At 43.5% G+C, this 246-nt stretch carries 1 protein-coding gene; it reads right to left on the reverse strand.

All coding sequences use genetic code 11. From position 1 onward, the window contains the following. Positions 1-65: 65 nt before the first annotated feature. Positions 66-246: hypothetical protein (locus HA052_RS27505; protein ID WP_206119088.1), on the reverse strand; the 181-nt coding region annotated here is incomplete at its 5' end.

Raw genomic sequence — 246 nt, forward strand, 5'->3', positions numbered from 1 at the left:
TTAGGAGGCGGCCGTTCTATCCGTTGAACTACGGTAGCGGTGCTATGGAAGTGCTACTTGATTTTTTATGCTGATCGTAACGGCATGTATTTAATGCAAAATCTTATCCAGTCAATCCCTTTAACTATCGGGTTGCTGTATCTCTTGCTACGGCCTGATTTTGCTAGGTTCCTTGGTTTTTCAAGGCTTTTTGAAGCCTCGGCAATGGTGTTATTGTCGTGCTTTTTTGGGCTTTTCTGTGCGTTT

Source organism: Chromobacterium fluminis (genome assembly GCF_011602385.1).
Taxonomy (GTDB): Bacteria; Pseudomonadota; Gammaproteobacteria; order Burkholderiales; family Chromobacteriaceae; genus Chromobacterium; species Chromobacterium fluminis.